The sequence below is a fragment of the Psychromonas arctica DSM 14288 genome, assembly GCF_000482725.1.
GTDB lineage: Bacteria > Pseudomonadota > Gammaproteobacteria > Enterobacterales > Psychromonadaceae > Psychromonas > Psychromonas arctica.
Genome location: NZ_AXWP01000008.1, coordinates 155,593 through 172,741, shown reverse-complemented (window position 1 = coordinate 172,741; position 17,149 = coordinate 155,593). Strand labels below are relative to the sequence as shown.

The 17,149-nt window shown below is 38.0% G+C and carries 18 protein-coding genes; 4 read left to right on the top strand and 14 right to left on the bottom strand.

Features of this window, described 5'->3' with window-relative positions; genetic code table 11:
- Positions 1–11: 11 nt before the first annotated feature.
- The 9 genes from fliJ to H592_RS0102720 all read right to left on the bottom strand — a co-directional run bounded on the left by fliJ (position 12) and on the right by H592_RS0102720 (position 8,813).
- Positions 12–470, bottom strand: coding sequence for a flagellar export protein FliJ (gene fliJ / locus H592_RS0102760; protein ID WP_028867405.1), 459 nt, complete (start codon positions 468–470; stop codon positions 12–14).
- A gap of 12 nt (positions 471–482) precedes the next feature.
- Positions 483–1,814 (bottom strand): flagellar protein export ATPase FliI, encoded by a 1,332-nt coding sequence (gene fliI, locus H592_RS0102755; RefSeq protein WP_028867404.1) that lies wholly within the window; start codon positions 1,812–1,814, stop codon positions 483–485.
- A 2-nt stretch (positions 1,815–1,816) separates the two neighbouring features.
- A complete protein-coding gene (gene fliH / locus H592_RS21380; RefSeq protein WP_051368919.1) occupies positions 1,817–2,827 on the bottom strand; it encodes a flagellar assembly protein FliH in 1,011 nt (336 codons plus the stop codon).
- Positions 2,828–3,042: 215 nt separating this feature from the next.
- Entirely contained in the window at positions 3,043–4,092 is a 1,050-nt protein-coding gene (fliG, locus tag H592_RS0102745) for a flagellar motor switch protein FliG (RefSeq protein WP_028867403.1), read from the bottom strand.
- Positions 4,085–5,800, bottom strand: coding sequence for a flagellar basal-body MS-ring/collar protein FliF (gene fliF, locus H592_RS0102740; protein WP_028867402.1), 1,716 nt, complete (start codon positions 5,798–5,800; stop codon positions 4,085–4,087). Before fliF ends, fliG begins: the two co-directional genes overlap by 8 nt.
- A gap of 40 nt (positions 5,801–5,840) precedes the next feature.
- Positions 5,841–6,167: a flagellar hook-basal body complex protein FliE gene (gene fliE, locus H592_RS0102735; protein WP_028867401.1), complete on the bottom strand. Its 327-nt coding sequence runs from the start codon at positions 6,165–6,167 to the stop codon at positions 5,841–5,843.
- 296 nt (positions 6,168–6,463) lie between these two features.
- Positions 6,464–7,051, bottom strand: coding sequence for an LPP20 family lipoprotein (locus H592_RS0102730; RefSeq protein WP_028867400.1), 588 nt, complete (start codon positions 7,049–7,051; stop codon positions 6,464–6,466).
- Positions 7,052–7,226: 175 nt separating this feature from the next.
- On the bottom strand, positions 7,227–8,444 hold the full coding sequence (locus H592_RS0102725; RefSeq protein WP_028867399.1) for an ammonium transporter: 1,218 nt from the start codon (positions 8,442–8,444) through the stop codon (positions 7,227–7,229).
- Positions 8,445–8,474: 30 nt separating this feature from the next.
- Positions 8,475–8,813, bottom strand: coding sequence for a P-II family nitrogen regulator (locus H592_RS0102720; RefSeq protein WP_028867398.1), 339 nt, complete (start codon positions 8,811–8,813; stop codon positions 8,475–8,477).
- A gap of 468 nt (positions 8,814–9,281) precedes the next feature.
- Here H592_RS0102720 and H592_RS0102715 point away from each other — a divergent pair, with 468 nt between their 5' ends.
- From H592_RS0102715 to lipA, 4 genes are all read left to right on the top strand, one after another.
- A complete protein-coding gene (locus H592_RS0102715; RefSeq protein ID WP_028867397.1) occupies positions 9,282–10,439 on the top strand; it encodes a D-alanyl-D-alanine carboxypeptidase family protein in 1,158 nt (385 codons plus the stop codon).
- 115 nt (positions 10,440–10,554) lie between these two features.
- Positions 10,555–10,818, top strand: a complete 264-nt coding sequence (ybeD, locus tag H592_RS0102710) for a DUF493 family protein YbeD (protein WP_028867396.1) — start codon at positions 10,555–10,557, stop codon at positions 10,816–10,818.
- A gap of 25 nt (positions 10,819–10,843) precedes the next feature.
- Complete coding sequence (gene lipB / locus H592_RS0102705) at positions 10,844–11,497, top strand: lipoyl(octanoyl) transferase LipB (RefSeq protein ID WP_037070793.1); 654 nt, start codon at positions 10,844–10,846, stop codon at positions 11,495–11,497.
- Positions 11,487–12,455, top strand: a complete 969-nt coding sequence (lipA, locus tag H592_RS0102700) for a lipoyl synthase (protein WP_028867394.1) — start codon at positions 11,487–11,489, stop codon at positions 12,453–12,455. The genes lipB and lipA overlap by 11 nt, the downstream gene beginning before the upstream one ends.
- 358 nt (positions 12,456–12,813) lie before the next feature.
- Here lipA and H592_RS0102695 read toward each other — a convergent pair whose 3' ends face one another.
- The 5 genes from H592_RS0102695 to H592_RS0102675 all read right to left on the bottom strand — a co-directional run bounded on the left by H592_RS0102695 (position 12,814) and on the right by H592_RS0102675 (position 17,087).
- Positions 12,814–14,106 carry a TRAP transporter large permease gene (locus H592_RS0102695; protein ID WP_028867393.1) on the bottom strand — a complete coding sequence of 431 codons (1,293 nt, stop codon included), beginning with the start codon at positions 14,104–14,106 and terminating at the stop codon, positions 12,814–12,816.
- A gap of 12 nt (positions 14,107–14,118) precedes the next feature.
- On the bottom strand, positions 14,119–14,622 hold the full coding sequence (locus H592_RS0102690; RefSeq protein WP_028867392.1) for a TRAP transporter small permease subunit: 504 nt from the start codon (positions 14,620–14,622) through the stop codon (positions 14,119–14,121).
- A 77-nt stretch (positions 14,623–14,699) separates the two neighbouring features.
- Entirely contained in the window at positions 14,700–15,770 is a 1,071-nt protein-coding gene (locus H592_RS0102685; protein WP_037070790.1) for a TRAP transporter substrate-binding protein, read from the bottom strand.
- Positions 15,771–16,158: 388 nt separating this feature from the next.
- Positions 16,159–16,530 carry an MmcQ/YjbR family DNA-binding protein gene (locus H592_RS0102680; RefSeq protein WP_028867390.1) on the bottom strand — a complete coding sequence of 124 codons (372 nt, stop codon included), beginning with the start codon at positions 16,528–16,530 and terminating at the stop codon, positions 16,159–16,161.
- Positions 16,531–16,754: 224 nt separating this feature from the next.
- Entirely contained in the window at positions 16,755–17,087 is a 333-nt protein-coding gene (locus H592_RS0102675) for a YnfA family protein (protein ID WP_028867389.1), read from the bottom strand.
- Between the last annotated feature and the right edge of the window lie 62 nt (positions 17,088–17,149).

Here is a 17,149-nt window from a genome sequence, read left to right as displayed (position 1 = left end):
TAAGTAAAAAATTAATTTTTATCTTGTTCCGCTTGTTGCTTTCGAAAAAACTGAAAAGTGGCAAACTCATCCAATAGTTGTTGTTCTTTTTTATCAGCAAGTTTTATTTTTTCACGTGCTTTTTTCTCTAGCAATAAGCCCATTGCTTTATGTGCAACCTGGCTATCTGTCCACTGTCGTTTTTTTTCGCGTACTGCATATTCAAACTTAACTAATGAAGATTGTTGATTAGTTAAGCCTTGATCTATTTGTACAATAAATTGTTGGTATTTAGCCAATGTTGAAATGGTGAGACCTTGCGAGCCTTTTTCACTTAATTGAGCGGTATATTGACGTCGATATTGATGTAGGTTTTGCAATTGGTTACGTTGTTCGAATAATGCTTTTTGAGCCTGTTGATATGCTTGTAAAGCTTTCTCAACTTGCTTTTCTCTTTGTTCATAAACAAGCTGTAATGCATCAACGGCCATGATTTTTCCCTATTAACTTTTAACAAACTCCTGCGTCAATACTGCAAGCTGTGTCAAACAATCGTTATAACTAATACTTTCTTTCATACCTTGTTGCAAGAAGTGATCCAATCTTGGCCTGATCAGGATCGCTTTATCGATTCGAGGATCACTACCGCGCGCATAAGCACCAATAGTAATTAACTCTCTATTTTCTTCGTATAAAGAATAAGCCTGTTTGAGCACCCTCGCTAAGGTTTGATGCTCATCTGAAGTCACCATTGGCATAACTCGACTAATTGATTTTCCCACATCAATAGCAGGAAAATGCCCAGAGTCAGCTAACGAACGCGATAATACAATATGGCCATCTAAGATAGCGCGAGAAGCATCAGCAATAGGATCTTGGAGATCATCACCCTCTGTTAGTACGGTAAAGAACGCACTAATAGAACCTTGGTTTTCATTGCCATTCCCAGCACGTTCCACTAAAGCCGGTAGTTTTGCAAAAACAGAAGGCGGATAACCTTTAGTAGCCGGCGGCTCACCAATTGCTAATGCAATTTCACGCTGGGCCTGTGCAAAACGAGTTAATGAATCCATTAACAATAAAACATTCAAACCTTGATCGCGAAAATATTCAGCAATAGTTAGCGAAGTTTCGCACCCTTTTAAACGCATCAATGGCGATGCATCGGCAGGTGCAGCAATCACAACCGCGCGAGCGCGCCCTTCTTCCCCTAAAATTTCTTCAATAAACTCTTTTACTTCTCGACCACGCTCACCAATTAACCCTACCACTACCACATCGGCATTAGTACCTCGGGTCATCATGCCCAGTAAAACACTTTTACCCACACCGGAGCCTGCAAACAACCCCATTCGTTGCCCTTGGCCGACGGTTAATAATGCATTAATTGCTTTAATGCCAGTATCAAGAGGTTGTTTGATCGCTTTACGAGAAAGAGGATTAATACGCGTATTATTATAACCACTCATGGTATTGGTTTTTACTTCACCTTTACCATCAATAGGATTTCCCATGCCATCTAAAACACGCCCTAATAGCTCCATTCCTACTGGAATACCAACTTCTTTTGTTTGAGGAATGACTTTAGCACCAGGTAATACGCCGGTTAAACGTTCGCTGGGCATTAAAAATAATCGCTCACTTGAGAAGCCAACAACCTCGGCATCAATATAACCGTCATTGGTTTCTACTTTACACATACTTCCCACGGCAGCACTACAGCCAACCGCTTCTAGAGTCAGACCAACAACACGCACCAGCTTTCCTGCCACCACCGGATGAGTGACTGATTCACCCACTTGATATTGAGTAATGCGTTGCGATAATGTTTTCATGGTTAATTAAGCGTCTTATTATTAGTATTGGCGTCTTCAGTATTTACATCAGAGCTATCATCAGTTTCACTGGAGGTTTTATCTGCACCAGTGATAGCTGCGGGATCGTTAATGGAGTTGGTGCCATTAATCTCTGTTGATTCAGTCGAGGATTTGGCCTCTGCTAATAAATCTTGTTCTGTTTTCATTTCATAATCTAAAGGCTGATCATGACTAATATCACCGTCATTACTTACTTCAGGGGTATTTTCATAATTCTCTTTTAAGAAGTGCTTTAATACTTGTTCGATACGCGTCGAGAAAGCATAATCAATACTGGAAGTTTGAGTGTGTATTTGGCAATCACCTCTTAACAAGGTGGGTTCTGAACGTAAATCCCAGCCACGCTTTTGACACTCAGATTCAGAGAATGCAGTTTCTACGAATACAAGATCTTCAGGATTTAGCGAAATTACAATCATTTGTTCATTAACTGGGAGTGCTTCAACACCTTGCTTTAACGCTTGTAGAATAACTTGAGGATTAACACTAACTTCACAGCGCACCATTTGTTCAGCTAAACTAGTTGCCAATTTAATCAATTGAAATTCGACATTGTCATCTAATTTTTCAAGTGGTTGGTGTAAGCGAGAAACTAACTGCTCCCAATGTAACACTTGCACATCAACTTTTACCTTGCCTTCGCTTAAGCCTTGTTCAATGCCTTGCGCTAAACCTTGTTCGTGCCCTTCCGCTAAGCCTTGTAATTTCCCTTCCTCTAGACCTTTTACCATTCCAGCTTCCTTACCTTCATTGAAGCCATCTTCATAGGCCGAAGCTCGAATTGATTCTATATCTTCTAAAGTAAGTGGTTTAGGTTCGTCTTTGAGTGGAGTAGGTATTTCTTCTTGCTGGCTACGATACCAATTTGCAGGTCGACCAAATAGGTCAATTTCATTTTCTTGCAGGCTTTCCTCGACTTCAAAATCTGGCAAGATCCACTCTTGAAAATCTTTATCACTTTCAATGCTCATGCATTTACCTTACTTAGTAATTAACGAGTTGCCTGACGATATGACTAAACAATACAACCAGCCTATATTTGTAAACCATAGTACTGTTCTAGATTAACGAGCGATATAACAGGGCTATTTGACTAAAGTTGGATGATTGTATTTACTTACCTAAAAGGGTGACCGATTAGGTAAGTAATAAACACTGACAACAAGGGGTATTAATGAGCACTCAATTATAAGAACTCTTCGCCACCACCACCACCTAGCATTAACTCGCCAGCATCGGATAAACGGCGTGCTATTGTTAATATTTCTTTCTGCGCACCTTCAACTTCACTAATACGGATAGGTCCCATTGCTTCAAGATCATCAACTAACATTTCAGCTGCACGTTTAGACATATTAGCCAATATTTTATCTTTAAGTTGCTCTTCAGCACCTTTGAGCGCTAATTGCAATTGATCCGGTGGCACTTCTCGCAATAGTGTTTGAATGCCTCGGTCATCTACATCAATAAGATTATCAAAGACAAACATAAGGTCTTGAATTTGTTGACTCATCTCTTCATCAGATTCACGTAGTGAGTCCATTAATGGACCTTCAATAGCAGTTTCTAAGTAGTTCATGATATCAGCAGCAGCTTTAGTCCCCCCCATTTTCGCAGCTTGAGCTCCCGCTTGGCCAGCAAATTGTTTCTCCATAATCTCGTTCAATTCTTGCAATGCCGCTGGTTGTACTTCTTCTAAATCAGCTATACGCATCATTAAGTCTAAACGAATTTTCTCTGGAAATTGGGTTAAGATCTCAGCAGATTGATCTGGGTCTAAATAAGATAAAACAATGGTTTGGATCTGTGGATGCTCATTTTGAATAATACTAGCTACTTGTCGAGCATCCATCCATTTAAGGGAATCCAAACCTTTAGAGCCGCTGCCTAAAATAATTTGGTCAACTAGATTACCCGCTTTATCGGCACCCAAGGCCTCGATTAATGAGTTACGCACAAAGTCTTCACTATCTAAGCCGATATTACTGTATTGTTGAATATCTTCAATAAAGGCACGATGAACACCACTTACTTTCGCCTGTGAAGAGTCTTCCAAGGAGGCCATTCGCATCCCCAACTTCTGTACTTGTTTAGGCTCTAGATTTCGAAATATTTGCGCAGCATCAGCAGGTGTTAAACTAAGCATTAAGATTGCTGATTTTTCTGCACCCGTTAAAGTAGATATATCATACTCTGCTACTTTTGTTGATTTTTCGTTTGTATCATTATCACTCATCTTCTAATAACCACTCTCTAATTACTTGCGCTGACAACCCAGGCTCATTCGCCACTAAAGCTCTCACTGCTTTTAATAAATCTTCATGTTTATGTAAATCAGGTAATTTTATTTGCCCGCTGTTATTTAATCCAAATTCAGCACTATCATTATTGTCATCAGATAATAATTGTAGATTGTCGTTATCGATTGAACCAATTGCGCCACCTAATTCGTAATCTTCTTCCGTCTCAATAGCCTCTGGGTACAATAATTTTTTCATAATTGGACGTACAATCAACAATAGGGTCAAAATTATGACAAGTAAACTTCCACCAAAGCGAACATAACCTTGGAAGGTTTCAGTTTCCCAAAAGTCTTCTTCGGCTATAGGCTCAACATCAGGACGATTAAAACTAACAGAAGCCAGCGCCAAAATATCGCCACGTGCATCATTGATCCCTAAACCACCTAGCAACAACTGACGAATATTTTCTACTTCTTCGGGAGTTCTTGCCGTATAAACCGCTTCACCAGCATCATTTACTGATTTAGTGTAATCCAAGGCGACAGATACCGCTAGGCGATCGACTTTACCTACTTTGTGTTTGGTATGAGTGATGGTTGTATCAACTTCATAATTTCGGGTCGATTCAGTTCGTGATGAGCCATCGTTAGTATTAGCTTCTTCATTAGCTTCGGTGAGCTCTTCAGGTATTGCTCCATTAGCCGGTGGTTGGTTTGATAGCGCACCCGGTACAGAACCTAATAAAGAAGATGAAGATGATCTATCTTCAATTAACATTTCACTACGTACAGCTTGATTAGAAGGATTAAAGGTTTTTTTAGTTTCTTCAACGACAGTAAAATCCATTACTAAATCAACTTCTGATGCATAGTTAGCAATCCCTAATACCGGAATTAAAATCGCATCAATTTTAGATTTATATTCTTCCTCTCGTTCTCGCTGCATACCAAATTCTTTACTGGTTTGCGCAGAAGCCCCTGAAGTACTACCTGAATGTAATAAGCGACCTCGTTGGTCAGTCACGGTGACGTTATTTGGAGATAAACCTTGTACTGCAGAAGCCACTAAATCAACAATAGAATCAACTTCTTGGCCTGATAATGCATAAGAGCGAGAAGTGGTAATAACGACGGTAGCACTGGCTTGGCGTTCTTTACGTGCAAACACACTTTCTTTGGGAATTGCTAATAGAACTTGCGCGTTAGTAATATTTTTCATTTCTTTAATCGCAAGCGCTAGTTGACGCTCACGACTTAATTTTAATCTTTCTTTTTCAACACGTTGACTTACACCAAACCCCATGTCTTGCAATAAAATATCATCGCCATTTTCTGTATTGTCACTGACTAAACCCGCTCGTGTCATTAGCAGTTTTATTTTCTGATATTGATCAGACATAACAGAAACATTATTACCTTCTAATTTATAAGGAAGTTTCTGCTGATCTAAAAAGTCTAACGTGCTGATTAACTCGTCAGTTTGATAAGTGCCTAAAGGACGATAATCAGCTTCTTTGCCCCATGACCAAATGATCACTACAATTGCGAGGACAATCAACAAACCGATGATCATACTAATTTGACGCAATACATCCACATTAGAGAAAAACGAAGAAATCGCCCCTTTTTGCGGTACTGCTGGTATATCATTGTTACCATTACCTTCTAGCAACAAATTAGCATTACTTGCTGAATTAGACACAGTGCTTCCTTTTAACGATTATATTTATGCAGTGAAACGATTAAACAGGCATGCTCATGACTTCTTTATAAGCCTCAACCATTTTGTTACGCACTTGCACGGTCGCATCAAATGCTAAACCAGATTTATTAGATGCGATCATAACATCAGATAAGCTGACATCTTTATCACCCATTTCAAAGCTATTACGTAAATCTGATGTATTTTGTTGCAAGCCATTTACGTTTTCAATTGCTTGCTTAAGCATTGCAGAAAAATCAGCAGACGCTGGATTAGTTGCTTTTGTACTTAATTCGTTACTTAACCCTTTTGCTTCTAAGCCTTGAGTTTGTAACTCTTTAAACATTGATGCAGCATTAATATTCATTGTAAATAGCCTTTTTTGACACAGATAATAGTAAATAGCAATAACTATGCCAGTTGACTTTATAATGGATATTTACCTATTGAATATTTTGTCGATAGCTTAAATTTGGCATAGAAAAACTTAATGTTGCAATGCTTATGTTGTAATTATAGTTAAGCTGTGTGATGAAGGCACAATTGTTAGGATAGTGTAATTTTGACAATCTAGGCGCTATAAAAAAGGCATTAACGATTATTAATGCCTTTTTAAAATATAACGAAAAAAATAAAAGCTTAAGGAAGCCTCGGTATCAACAATTAATCAGTGTTATTATCTTTTAACTTCTGTATTTCTTGGTCCAGTTGCTGCTCCGCATCTTGAGCTTTAAACTCCTGGTAAAGAGCATCTTTTTGCTCTGCGTTTAGCGGTAGCTTAGAAGCACTCACCAACTCTTCAAAAATAGTTTTGGTTGACGCTTGCCCAATTGCCACTAATACACATAAATTATCTTTCTCAGCGATCTTCACAATATCTGTTTTTAATGCGCTGGTACCTGATAAATTTTGTTCGGTCACTTGTTTAGAAACGCTTGAAAAAGTCACTCCTGACTCAATTCCAGTAGCTACGTCTACTTTGTCACTATAAGCTTTGTCCATAGCACTAACACGAGTATCAATGCGTTGTGCTAATGAAGCACGCGCATTCGCCATCGCCTGTTGCTTATCAATCGACATGTTACCAGACCATAGGACACATTCAGAAACGGCAATGCCATCTTCTGTTTGAGGGTTTAATATCCAGCTAGGTATTTCACCGATTGCTGTTTCTTGTGTTGGGTTGTTATTCGAACAAGCAGTTAACAGAAGCAGTGCAGGTAAACTTAATAAATGGATTTTTTTAAACATAATCATTCCTTAATCAACGGTAAAAATACGTTATTAGATGCCATAGTTTAGATTGAATAATCAAAAGTTAATATAAAAAAAATCCCCACTTTAAATAATAAAGTAGGGATTTCAATTTTAATTAACGCATTATCTTAAATATTAACAATACTCACAGGTTAATAATCAGCTGTAATTAATCTTTAAACTCAGGGTATGCTTCAACACCACAATCGTGTAAATCCATACCTGCATCTTCTTGCTCAGCAGTAACGCGAATACCCATTGTTACTTTGATGATAGACCAAACGATCCATGAAGAAACAAACACAAATCCAAAGATAACCGCTGCGCCGTATAATTGAGACATAAATGATGCACCGTCATTCGACATTGGTACAACTAATAGACCGAATAAACCACATACACCGTGTACTGATAATGCACCTACTGGATCATCAATTTTCAATTTATCAAAAGTAATAATACTGTAAATAACGATAACACCTGCGATAGCACCAATCACGACTGCAAATAGTGGTGATGGAGATAGTGGGTCAGCAGTAATCGCAACTAAACCAGCTAATGCACCATTTAGAATCATTGTTAAATCTGCTTTACCCCATTTAAACTTGCTCACTAATAGTGCTGCAATAGCACCTGTAGCAGCTGCGGCATTTGTATTTAAAAAGATAAGGCCTACTGCAGATGCGTTTTCTGCATCAGAGATTAATAGTTGTGAACCACCGTTAAAACCAAACCAACCCATCCATAGAATAAACGTACCTAATGTAGCAAGTGGCATGTTAGAACCTGGGATTGGGTGAATACTACCATTCTTACCGTATTTACCACGACGGGCACCTAGCAATATTACTGCTGCTAATGCTGCGGCTGCACCGGCCATGTGAACGATACCTGAACCAGCGAAGTCACTGAAACCAGCTTCGCTTAGGAAACCGCCACCCCAAGTCCAAAAACCTTCAATTGGGTAGATAAAACCAGTTAAAAATACGGTGAAAACAAGGAATGCCCATAATTTCATACGTTCAGCAACAGCACCCGATACGATAGACATTGCAGTTGCAACAAATACTACTTGGAAGAAGAAGTCGGATTCTAAAGAGTGATCAGCACCTTCTGCCTGAGTACCAATTAGTGAACCAAATGAAGGTAACCAACCGCCTGCAGTATTGTCTACATACATGATGTTGTAACCAACAAGTAAAAACATCGTACAAGCAATCGCATATAACACGATATTTTTAGTTAAAATTTCAGTGGTATTTTTAGAACGAACTAAACCCGCCTCTAACATGGCAAAACCTGCTGCCATCCACATAACAAGAACACCCGAAATTAAAAAATAAAAGGTGTCTAACGCAAATCGTAGTTCTGTAACTGTCGTTTCCATAATGGTAATCCTTAACTTAATGAATTTGGTTTAAAGTGCTTCTTCGTCTAATTCGCCAGTACGAATACGAACAACTTGCTCTAACGGTTGAATGAATATTTTACCGTCACCTACTTTCCCTGTATTTGCAGCGCCAACGATAGCTTCAACTAAACGCTCAATATCATCATCTTTCACTGCAATTTCTAATTTTACTTTTGGTAAAAAATCTACTTGGTATTCAGCGCCACGATACAATTCAGTATGTCCTTTTTGACGACCAAAACCTTTAACTTCAGAAACAGTAACACCAGCAATGCCGATACCCATTACGGCTTCACGCACTTCATCTAATTTAAATGGTTTAATAATTGCGGTTAACATTTTCATCATATATTCCTTTAATGTGTATTTAACGTTTGCATATATGATTCTATTTACAACTAACGTGCCAAAATATATTTACCTTAAATAACAACAAGTTAATAACATCAATAATTTTAAGTGACTCATTTAGCACCAACTTGGTGCATTTAATATTCTTTCTCTGCACTAATATGAAACACTGGGATTTTATTTATAAATATTTGTATCGAACTTAATTACTATTTTTTTGACTAAGCTTCTTACCCTTATGTTTTGCTTAACTGCCCTCTTACTAATTTAAGAGGATTGCAGTGAAAAAATGTACAATAAGGATAGATAAACCTTATTAAACTCATTAATAAGGTTTAATGGTGAACAGGCACGGAGCCAGAATAATTACTCAACAAATCATCTTAGCCCCTTAGCAAATAACGCTTCATCTGCTATAGTGCGTAACAATTTTTCGACTTAACAACCTTGAAGGTATGTAACATGAAAAAAGTAAGCCTGCTGCTTATCACTTTCTTATTTAGCATTAATGTATTCTCCGCTCCTATGATCATTCCTAAAGCACCGTCTATTGCTGCTAAAGGGTACTTATTAATAGATTTCAATTCAGGAAAGGTACTTTCTGAAAACAACAGTGAAGAATTACTAGAGCCAGCATCTTTAACTAAAATGATGACCAGTTACATCATTGGACAGGAACTTAAATCAGGTAATTTAAATCTTGATGACAAAGTAACTATTTCTGAAAATGCATGGTCAAAAAACTTTCCAGATTCTTCAAAAATGTTTATCGAAGTAGGTAAAGAAGTCACTGTAGAAGATTTGAATCGCGGTATTATTATTCAATCAGGTAATGATGCTTGTGTAGCAATGGCTGAACACATTGCTGGCAGTGAAGGCGCATTTGCAGATTTAATGAATTCATGGGCATTACAGCTAGGCATGAACAAGACTCACTTTGTTAATAGCCACGGTTTACATGCGGACGGCCACCATACTACTGCTCGCGATATGGCAATCCTTGCTAAAGCATTGATTACAGATGTACCAACGGAATACCGCATTTATAGTGAAAAATCATTTAAGTTTAACGGCATTGTTCAATATAACCGTAATGGCCTATTGTGGGATAAAAGCTTAAATGTAGACGGCATTAAAACAGGTCACACTAGTGCAGCAGGTTACAGCTTAGTTTCTTCAGCAACTAAAGATGGCATGCGTTTAATCAGTGTTGTAATGGGTGCTCGTTCAGATGAAGGTCGTAAAGTAGAAAGTAAAAAACTACTTAACTGGGGCTTTCGCTTCTTTGAAACAATTACTCCTTACAAAGCAAACGATCAATTAGCTAGTGAACGTATTTGGATGGGTCAACAAGCAAACATTCGTTTAGGTGTTGCAGTTGATACACCACTAACACTTCCACGTAACCAATCACAGAATTTAAAAGCAGACTTTGTAATTGATAGTGAACTACGCGCTCCTATTCAAAAAGGTGACAAAGTGGGCCAAGTGAATTACACCTTGGAAGATGAGGCCATCGCAACTTATGATCTAATTGCTTTAGAGACTGTTGAAGAAGGTGGTATTTTCAGCCGTATCATCGATTATATTAAATTATTATTTATTGGTTGGTTTGGTTAAAAAGATCCCCATATAAGCTATATTACCTATATAACATTAATAGGATCTTTATCAGTGAGGCTTGTCCTCACTTTTAACTTTCAATCAATCTCTCAATCAGGAGTTAGTCATGGCATTGAATACTAAATTTGATGAATTATTAGAGTTTCCATGTAGTTTGTCATTTAAGGTGATGGGTATGGCTCATCCTCAATTGGTTCCAGAAGTGATCAGTGTTATCCAACAAATAGCACCAGGTGACTATTCTCCGACCATAAAACCCAGCTCTAAAGGCAACTATCATTCTTTAGCAGTACCAGTGATTGTTACTAGCAAAGAACATATAGAAGAAATTTATAGTGAATTGAACAAGCTTGAACTTGTTCGCTTTATTTTATAAGCCAGTCTATTTATAAGCCAAGCTCATGACATTAATACAAGATAAATTAATTATTCGCTACCTAGGGGTTCAACCCTATCAGCAAACCTGGCAAGCAATGAGTGATTTCACCGAGCAGCGAGATCAAGAAACGATCGATGAAATCTGGCTGGTTGAACATACGCCTGTTTTCACGCAAGGGTTAGCTGGAAAAGCAGAACATTTATTAACACAGACAGATATTCCTGTTGTTAAAAGTGACCGAGGTGGGCAGATAACACACCATGCTCCGGGACAATTAATCGCTTATTTATTAATTAATATACGCCGCAAAGATTTTAATGTGCGTAGCTTAGTTACGATTATTGAACAAGCCATTATAGATCTACTTGCTGATCATAATATCACTGCAGTAGCTAAACCCGATGCACCAGGTGTTTATGTTGATGGTAAAAAAATTGCATCATTAGGATTAAAGATTCGTAAAGGCTGTTCGTTTCATGGCCTTGCCTTGAATGTCGACATGGATCTCACTCCCTTTTTACAAATTAACCCCTGTGGTTATGCTGGATTAGAAATGACCCAGTGTCGCGATTTAGGATTAACCTCTTCCGTCGCTGAATTATCGCCGTTATTGATTGAGAAATTAAATCAGAATTTAAAATACACACAGATAGAGAGCTTTATTAATGAACACTAAGCCAAGCCAATTAACCGCGGGCAACAAACTGCGTGATGCAGATAAAATGTCTCATATACCTATCAAAGTTATTCCATCGGACAAAGGCACTATCTTAAAAAAACCTGCTTGGATGAAAATCAAGCTGGCTGCAGATAATACTCGCGTCAATGAAATTAAAGCAGCACTGCGTAAAAACAAATTACACTCTGTTTGTGAAGAAGCCTCATGCCCGAACTTAAATGAGTGCTTTAACCACGGTACAGCGACCTTCATGATTCTAGGTGACATTTGTACTCGTCGCTGCCCTTTCTGTGATGTAGGCCATGGTAAACCATTGGCTGTTGATAAAGATGAACCAAAGAAATTAGCTGAAACGATCAAAGATATGAAGCTAAAGTATGTGGTAATCACCTCCGTTGACCGTGATGACTTAAGAGATGGTGGCGCACAACATTTTGCTGATTGTATTCGTGAAATTCGCTTACTTAACCCTGCGATAAAAATTGAAATTTTAGTGCCAGACTTCAAAGGTCGTATGGACAAAGCACTGGCTTGTTTTGAAAAAGATGTGCCTGATGTATTTAACCACAACCTAGAAACGGCACCTCATTTGTACAAGCAAGTTCGTCCAGGCGCAGACTACAAATGGTCTCTTCAGTTATTACAAAAATTCAAAGAGCAGCATCCAACTGTACCGACTAAATCAGGTGTAATGATGGGATTAGGCGAAACCAATGAGCAAATTGAAACGGTAATTAAAGATTTAGCCGCTCATGGGGTGACTATGCTGACCTTAGGCCAATACTTACAACCTAGCTTACAACATCTTGCTGTGGAGCGTTACGTGCCACCAGCAGAGTTTGATGCACTAGGTGAAATGGCAAAATCAGTAGGGTTTGAACACGCAGCTTGTGGACCTTTAGTTCGTTCTTCATACCATGCGGATCTACAAGCATCGGGTAAAGAAGTTAAGTAACAGAGACTAAGCATTGCACTGTTATGATTTAGTAATGTGGCAATGTGCTAAAGTTGTGATGTAATGATGTTGCGATTGTCTGTTATGGCGTTACAGTATTGTTATCAATGACGCTTAACTACTATTAATGAACAACGATTTATGAGCAACGATGATCTGTTGTTAAGAAGCCTCCTTTTAAAGCAGGCTTCTTTGTTTAACTGGCAAAATCGACACTCTCCTTAGCAATATTTATACGATTAAAAATATAATTTTCTTCATGAAATCAATAAAATAAACCTATAAAAAAACCTCTACTAGAGAGGTTTTTAATAACAATAATTTTATCGCTAATCCACTAAAAGTCAGACCCTTTTGATCATGAATCAAACCCATAAAACCCTGGGAACACCACAATCGAAGCTAGTACTAACAATTGTAAGAGAATAAAGGGAATAACTCCTTTATAGATGTCCATAGTTTTGACTTCGGGTGGTGCCACACCTTTTAAGTAAAATAAGCTAAAACCAAAGGGGGGCGTCAAGAATGAGGTTTGAAGGTTCATTGCAATTAAAATAGCAAACCATGTTAAATCTATCCCCATCATTTCAGCAATTGGATACAACATTGGCACTACAATAAAAGATATTTCAACAAAATCGATGAAGAAACCCAATACCAAAATAACCAACATTGAAATGATTAGGAAACCCCATTTATCACCTGGTAGACTAAACATGATCTCTTCAATAATTTCTTCCCCACCTGTGTAAGAAAAGACCATTGAAAAGGCTGTTGCACCAATGAAAATAGCAAATACCATCGCCGTGACTTTTACCGTCTCAATTGAAGACTCCCACAACACCTTCCAAGAACATTGACGATACAAAATAGCGAGCAGAATAGCACCACCGCCACCAATAGCAGAAGACTCAGTTGGTGTTGCAATACCATAAAATATTGAACCTAATACCGAAAAAATTAACGCTAAAGGAGGAGCAATGGCTTTAAAAGCAGTCCAACAAGGTTTCATTCCATGCCCTGCAAACTCTGACTCAGGAAGCGCAGGTGCAGACTCTGGTTTGAAGAAAGCGTAAATCAATACATAAAGAATAAACGCCCCGACCAATACTGCGCCGGGTAATACCGCAGATCTAAACAGATCACCAACCGGTACTCCCATCACATCACCCAGAATAATTAAGATGATAGATGGCGGAATAATTTGCCCTAACGTACCAGAGGCACAGATAACACCTGTCGCAAGTTTTTTATCATAATTGTACTTGAGCATAACAGGTAAGGAGATAACTCCCATCGCCACTACAGAAGCACCTACAACACCTGTTGAAGCAGCTAACAGACAACCTACTAAAATAGTTGAAACCGCAACACCACCACGTATACGGCCAAATAATTGCCCCATGGCTTCTAGTAATTGTTCTGCTAATTTGGTTTTTTGTAATACGTTACCCATAAAAATAAACATGGGAACGGCCATCATAATCGAGTTTTCCATGATGCTCATGATGCGATAAGGCATAAAAGCAAATAACTCAAAACCCTCGGCAAAAACACCAAAGATTAATGCCACACCTGCAAAAACAAATGCAACGGGGAAACCAGTTAGTAGTAGCAATAAAGCTACACCAAACATAATAATGCCAATCATAAAAAGTCCCTTTTAAATATCTTTCTCAACAATACAACGCAGATTTTTTACCAACATACCTAATGCGCTAAACACAAGCGCGAGAGTAGAAAGAGGGATCATTGCTTTAATTAACCAACGGTGTGATAAACCACCTGGGTCGCCACTGGTTTCATTCAAATGATAAGACTCCAGAGCAAAATCGTAGCTGTACCAAATAACCAGAGCACAAAAAGGAATCAGGAACAGCACACAACCTATGGAGTTAATCCAAGCTCTATTTTTAAGGCTGAGCTTTTCATAAAGAATATCAACACGAACGTGCCCTTCTTCTTTTAGTGTGTAAGCAATACCTAATAGGAACATAGAAGCAAAGATATGCCACTCTAATTCTTGTAAACCAATGGAGCTATATTTAAAAAAATAACGAGCCACAACATCATAAAAAACGTTGGCTAACAGTAATAGCATTAATGTTGCAGAAATTTTACCAATATAATCTGAGAAGCGATCAAAGACTTTTTGCAAACCTTCCATTTAAGATAATTCCTTCTAAGTAAACAGATAGGTGAAAAAAAGGCTACATAAAGTAGCCTTAATGAGGAGTGTAACGGTTATTCTTTGGTACTCTTAATGTAACCATACTCAGAGATATCAGTCCACACGCGTACTAATTTTAGATAATCCTGCTGTGATTTAATGATTTTAGCAGCCATTTCATCGCCACTTGCTTTTTCAGCAAGGATCTCATCATTGGCATTTTTAATCGCACTTAATACCGCAGGTGGGAAAGTTTTAACTTGAATGTTAGGGAATTCAGAAGTCATTTTTTCCCAGTTTTCAGCGCTTAAAGCGTATGATTGAACATACATATCATAAGCTGCTTTACGCATTGCAACTTCTAAGATTGCTTGTAAGTCTGCAGGTAATGAAGCCATTTTCTTTTTATTGATAATAAACATCAACTCAGTTGCTGGCTCATGCCACCCCATGTAATAAAACGGTGCAATTTTATGGAAACCCATACGTAAATCAAGTGATGGACCTACCCACTCTAACGCATCAATAGTATTACGCTCTAATGATGTATATAACTCACCAGGTGGTATATTAACTGGAGTCGCGCCTAATTTAGCCAGTACTTCACCCGCAAAACCAGGAATACGCATTTTTAAGTTTTGTAGATCGTCAAGGCTATTAATTTCTTTACGGAACCAACCTCCCATTTGCACCCCTGTATTACCGCCAGGGAAAGCCATTAGATTATGATCGCCATAAACTTGATCCATTAACTCTTGGCCACCACCGTATTGGAACCAAGCATGTTGCTCCATCGCAGTCATACCAAAGGGCATAGTAGTGAAATATAGTGTGTTTGGCACTTTACCTTTATAGTAATAACTTGCTGAGTGGCCCATGTCATATTGACCACTTTTAACCATATCAAAAACACCAAATGCTGATTTATGCTTATTAGCAGAGTCAACGCGAATTTTTAAACGGCCATTGGACATTTCTTCAGCCATTTTCACCATATTTTTAACTGAATCACCAAAAACAGGGAAATTAGGTCCCCAGGATTCAGCAAGTTTCAATCGATATACTTTATCTGCTGCAAAAGCATTAGCACTTGTCACCATGACAACAGCCGCGATTAAGGTACTTTTATAAAAAGTCTTCAGCATTATTAACTCCATGTAAGGTTAGAATTGAAATTATTGCTTAATTCAGCAATCCAATAAAAATATGTAAATTTATTAAGCTTCATTAAACTAAATGTTACCTATTTGTTAACAGGGTGCCATTGCACTAAAAAATATGAATCTCTTTAATTAACAATTTGTTGCTCATATCACACCAGGATCTATTTTTTGATCATTAAAGAGGGATCGCGCAATAAAAAAGGAGGTATTACTTTAGAAAAAGAACAAAGATGGTGTATTAGAGTAAAGAGTGAAGTTGAAATTCAAATAAGGGCGTAAGGAGACAATATTGAGACAGTGGATTATTTTAACAGCTTAAATTAATCATATACTTAGCAACAGTATAAATGAAAGTGTAAGCAACTATGACTTATTGTGTTTCTTGATTTAAGCCTAATTGCTTCTGTTTTATTTTAGTTAAACCCAATGACACTAATCGATGCGACTCACCTAGGTAATAATGTAAATCTTGATCTTTTCCTGCATCACCATCATATAGTTGGATCCACTTCATACCTCGACTAGCGAAATAAGGAGCTGGTTTATAGCCATCAACTTCACTTAGAAATCCAAAATTCAATATTGATGTTTTAAAAGTGAAAGCCGGTATTTGATCTTTTTCCCAGCCGCCAATCGCAAAGACTTTCCCACCTACTTTCCAGACATGTGAGCCGCCCCACTGTTGCACATAGGTGGTAGCAGGTAACGAAGCACAAAATTGATTAAACTGTTTATAATTAATAATAAAGTGCCTTATCGTTACTGGTTAATATTGAATGTCGCTGGATAATATTGATCGTCGCTGGTTAATATTGCTCTGTAATTTAAGCGCACTCGATATCATTTTAATGCGATCTTGTCCTCGTATTTTTAATAAGATCTTACTCCGTACTATTAATAAACAACTAAAGCACCCAATAATAGAGCAGCAAGTAGCTAATCATCACATAAATGTACAACTAAATATTAAGTCCCTCTAGGTGCAAACATAATAATAGCCATTCCCGTTAATGCGACTGAAGCCCCCACCATATCCCAGACTGTTGGTTTCACTCCATCGACCGCCCATAACCAGACTATTGCGACAAAAATATAAACGCCACCATAAGCGGCATAGACACGCCCTGAAGCTGCTGGGTGCAAAGAAAGTAACCAAGCAAAGAGTACAAGGCTACAAGCTGCAGGCAACAATAATAGAATACTTTTATCCTGTTTTAACCAAAGATAAGGAAGATAACAACCCACAATTTCAGCAATCGCAGTCAACACAAAAAGCGCAATGGTTTTTAATTCAAACATGGTATTCCTCAAAGTATAGGGAAGGTGTAAAGAAAATACAGAAAAGAAAAAGTTAAGCATCT